This window comes from Enterococcus pallens ATCC BAA-351 (genome assembly GCF_000407485.1).
Taxonomy (GTDB): Bacteria; Bacillota; Bacilli; order Lactobacillales; family Enterococcaceae; genus Enterococcus_A; species Enterococcus_A pallens.
On record NZ_ASWD01000013.1, the window covers coordinates 1 to 3,671 of the forward strand.

At 39.1% G+C, this 3,671-nt stretch carries 6 protein-coding genes; 5 read left to right on the forward strand and 1 reads right to left on the reverse strand.

The annotated features are described in order from the left end of the window. Window positions 1-542: tyrosine-type recombinase/integrase (locus tag I588_RS26240; protein ID WP_016250102.1), on the forward strand; the 542-nt coding region annotated here is incomplete at its 5' end. 76 nt (window positions 543-618) lie between these two features. Here the strand turns inward: I588_RS26240 and I588_RS26245 are convergent. After that, a complete protein-coding gene (locus tag I588_RS26245) occupies window positions 619-867 on the reverse strand; it encodes a hypothetical protein (RefSeq protein ID WP_010758652.1) in 249 nt (82 codons plus the stop codon). A gap of 507 nt (window positions 868-1,374) precedes the next feature. Between I588_RS26245 and I588_RS26250 the strand changes: the two genes are divergently transcribed. The 4 genes from I588_RS26250 to I588_RS27135 are packed head-to-tail and all read left to right on the forward strand — an operon-like array spanning window position 1,375 to window position 2,987. Then, entirely contained in the window at window positions 1,375-1,584 is a 210-nt protein-coding gene (locus tag I588_RS26250) for a DUF1659 domain-containing protein (protein ID WP_010758653.1), read from the forward strand. A 14-nt stretch (window positions 1,585-1,598) separates the two neighbouring features. Beyond that, complete coding sequence (locus I588_RS26255) at window positions 1,599-1,817, forward strand: DUF2922 family protein (RefSeq protein ID WP_010758654.1); 219 nt, start codon at window positions 1,599-1,601, stop codon at window positions 1,815-1,817. Between the two features lie 55 nt (window positions 1,818-1,872). Next, a complete protein-coding gene (locus I588_RS26260) occupies window positions 1,873-2,256 on the forward strand; it encodes a hypothetical protein (RefSeq protein ID WP_010758655.1) in 384 nt (127 codons plus the stop codon). A 26-nt stretch (window positions 2,257-2,282) separates the two neighbouring features. Next, window positions 2,283-2,987 (forward strand): DUF2922 domain-containing protein, encoded by a 705-nt coding sequence (locus I588_RS27135; protein WP_010758656.1) that lies wholly within the window; start codon window positions 2,283-2,285, stop codon window positions 2,985-2,987. The last annotated feature ends 684 nt before the right edge of the window (window positions 2,988-3,671 follow it).

Genomic DNA, 3,671 nt, shown 5'->3' on the forward strand with positions numbered 1-3,671 from the left:
ATACAGGCTGTCGCGTTCAAGAGATAATTGAGACCCAAATATGTAATATTCGCTTTTCTTCGCCACCTTCAGTGGAGGTTCTTGGAAAAGGCGCTAAATATCGTCAAATACCTTTTTCATTAGAAGTCCGTGACTTACTGAGGGAATACCTTAAAGATCAAAATCTGAATATTTCTTCAGAACAATACGTCTTTCGAAATAATGTAAATAAGAAATTGACCCGAGCAGGCGTCCAGTATATATTGGATAAAAATATCCAAAAAGCTCGACAGGAGAATCCACACTTATTTCTCAAAAAAATTTCCAACCATAGTTTGAGGCATAGTAAAGCCATGCATTTGTTGGAAGCTGGGGTTAATTTGATTTATATCCGAGATTTATTAGGACATGCCTCAGTGAATACGACAGAAATTTATGCAAGGGTAAACCCAGAAATAAAGCGAAGGATATTGGAAAAAAACTATTCAGAAGTTCATTCTGATACAAAGTATACGGACGAAAAAAAATCAGAATTGGTTGAATGGTTGAAAACTTCACTTTAGTTATGTAAAGTAAAGAGCATCACGATAGTTGATCTACGGGCACTATTTTGATGTTCTTTACATAACTATTTACTTTTCATAACATTTCGATGGTTACTTGACTGCCGTCTTCAGCCACCGCCAGTACATCTACTTCGGTTCGCATAATTTTCATCGTGTCATGGGTCTTCTTGTAACTGTCAATGTGGTAAGTTTCTCGGGGTGTCAGTGTTTTGAATTCCTTGCCCAGCATATCCTTAACAAAAGCTTTTAGGATAACACCAGAATCTTTTGACGTAAGCATTTTTCGGAATAGCAAATCGTTGGTAGCTGTATATTTTTGCATGTGTTCCATCCTTTCGCTGATCGCGAAAGAGTCACCTTAAGTATAGCATGGTGAGTTTTTGCGATCAAAATCATCATATTTTTTTGAACGGTTCTTAGCGAACAATTCATGAAAATATACGCAAAAGAAAGGAAAAAATTTTTTCTTACTGTTTTTTTCAATAATTGTCTAAAAAAGATGGAATACTCTGGACTATTCGTTTCATTTCGAAGGATTTTAGTTATTTTTTGTTCAGTATTCATGTCTCTTCTACTTACTTTATTCAAGATAAACCTTGATTTGTCACCGCTCAACGTTCTTTTCCAGTTAAATCTGCAATGTTCAATGGCCCCCCTAGAATATTCAATAAGGTAAATTATACTATGCGATTAAATCAAGGTTTTTCTGAAAAGACCATTGAACATTGTGGGGGGTTCATTGAAGATTGGCATTTTGTTCTTTAAATTCTTTGGTTTATTGTTTAGTCACCGGCCGGAACAAAAAATTATTCCACAGGAGGATATACGAATGATTCAACAGCTAGGCACAAAATTACAGGTACAAATCGAACAAGCAGGCAAAGACAAACAAAAGAAAGTCAACTTCAGTAACATCGTCACTAACCCAGCAGAAGCTGACATCACTAAATTAGGTGAAGTCATGGCTGACTTAGCTGGAGATGGCAGCAGCTTAGATAGTGTGATCGTCACTAACCAAACTCGTGTTACTAAATACTAATCAAGAAGGAACCTATGCCAGAAACAAAATTACTTGTCCGCTTCAAAACCGAAGCCGACAAAGTCCAGACCTGGAGGTATAACGAACCAGATACTACCAAGTCTCCAGCGGAAATCAAAGCAACGTTAGAAGAACTAACTACTCTGAACCTATTCAAGAAAGACGGCATTCGCCAGTTTTTCTCAGTTGAAAGTGCAGAGTTTGTCACTACCCAAGAAACACCAATCTTTTAAACACTAAATTGCCCCGCGGCTAAAAAGTCGCGGGAGCTAAAGGAGGAAACAACCAATGACTGAACAGCCCTTCACTCAATACCAGCTGTTTCATTTGAAACGCAAAACACTTGAAGATCAAATCACTCATTATTACCAGGAAACTCGTGATAGTTCTGTAACGATCCAACTATTGTTAGCCATGAAAGTTCGCCATATGCTAGGCGAAAGCGATTTTGAATTGTTCCTGCAGGACTTGGTGAAGCATCTATTCGCCAACAACAAAATCACTCGTGCATTGCGCCGTTACTTCTATTTCTTTAGAGAATACTTCAATGAAAAAGAGTGGAAGATCCTGTCAGCTCGGTGTTTTCCACCTGAACATGTCACTACTGAATTAATGTCCGTCGTCCCGTCAACTGTTGTCGCACCTGAATTTACTACACTAGAAAGTTCCTGAGAGAACAACTAAAGGAGAGAAAAATTATGTTAAAACTAGCAGCCGTATTTGAAAACGCCGCAGGTAAGAACCACAGCTGGAGCTTTAATGATCCAGATCCAAACAAAAGCCCAGAGGATATCAAGTCAGCCTTGGATGCTATGACAACCATCCACTTATTTGAAAAAGATGGCATTCGTCAATTTTGCAAAGTCGTTTCAGCGAAATTCGTTGAAACCATTGAAACACCGCTTTTTGATTTGTCAAAACCAACACCAGAAGCTTATGTCGCTGATCCTAACAATATTTTTGCGGCACATATTATTTCTGAAGAAGCACCCCAAGTCTCTGAAATGCCGGAAACACTTGTAGAAGAAGAAACAAAGCAAGAAAAAGTTGTAATGGAAGAAGTTGCAGTTAAGAAAGAAGCAATTGCACCAAAAGCAGTCAAAGCAGCTGTTCCCGCAGCAGAAACGATGAACTCTATCGAAAAGAAACCAGTGGCAGCTTCTCCTTCTTTGAAGGCTCCTGTTGCACAGACAATTATTGCTGAAGCAGCCAAGACAAACACAGCCGCACCAAGCTTAGTATCCCAGCAGTTAGAAGCTTTAACTGCTGATTCTGAGTCGTCAAAATCGGATAGCCTCGCGGCCAAAAAGCCTGTGAATTCGCGAAAAGCTCAAGTAGATCGAATCCGAGCCTATCACGAAGCCAACAAAAAGAAGAAAAAAGGCAAAAAGAAAAAACGCTAAATTGATTTTCCACCCTGCCCTTGTGGTACGTAAAGGGGGTGATGTCTGGTGCGAGACGTTCTAGTCAAAAGATAGCCTAATAAGTTATCAGGGAGACTAGCAGTTCACTCGTTGGCTTTGCCAAATCAAGAACTGAACTTTATTGATAAGATACTGGAATGATGGAGTAACGCCCTGAAACGTATCCTCTAATATGCCCTAACCTTTTATCGTAACGTATACGGTAAAGGCAACCATAGCTGGGTAACATATGCATGAAAGTAAACCGAAACAATTTAGCTGTCGAAAGCCAAAAGAATTAATAAATCTAATGGAACTGGACGATTAATGTATGGAGTCAATAAAATATGGTGAGAATGATGTAAACATCTGACGAACTTGCGAATGTACGCTTCGTAACACTCAAGGGTTAGAAATAGCTCTCGTGCTTAAAAGGCACTTTGCCAGAGGAATGAACACATCAGGCAGTAAGTAATCTCCTCACATGATAACTGGTCGTGGAGCTGGCAACGGAGTATAGTGAGCACCTAAGTTTTATTAAAGATAGTCAATAAGGAACGTCGGAAGCGGGTAACGTTCTTTCTCTTAACAGAAAAGATACGACGGTATAAGTTGAATAGAAAATTCTTGAATATAACTATTCTTAATATCCGATGAAAGTAGTGGCACGACCGTTGACAACTC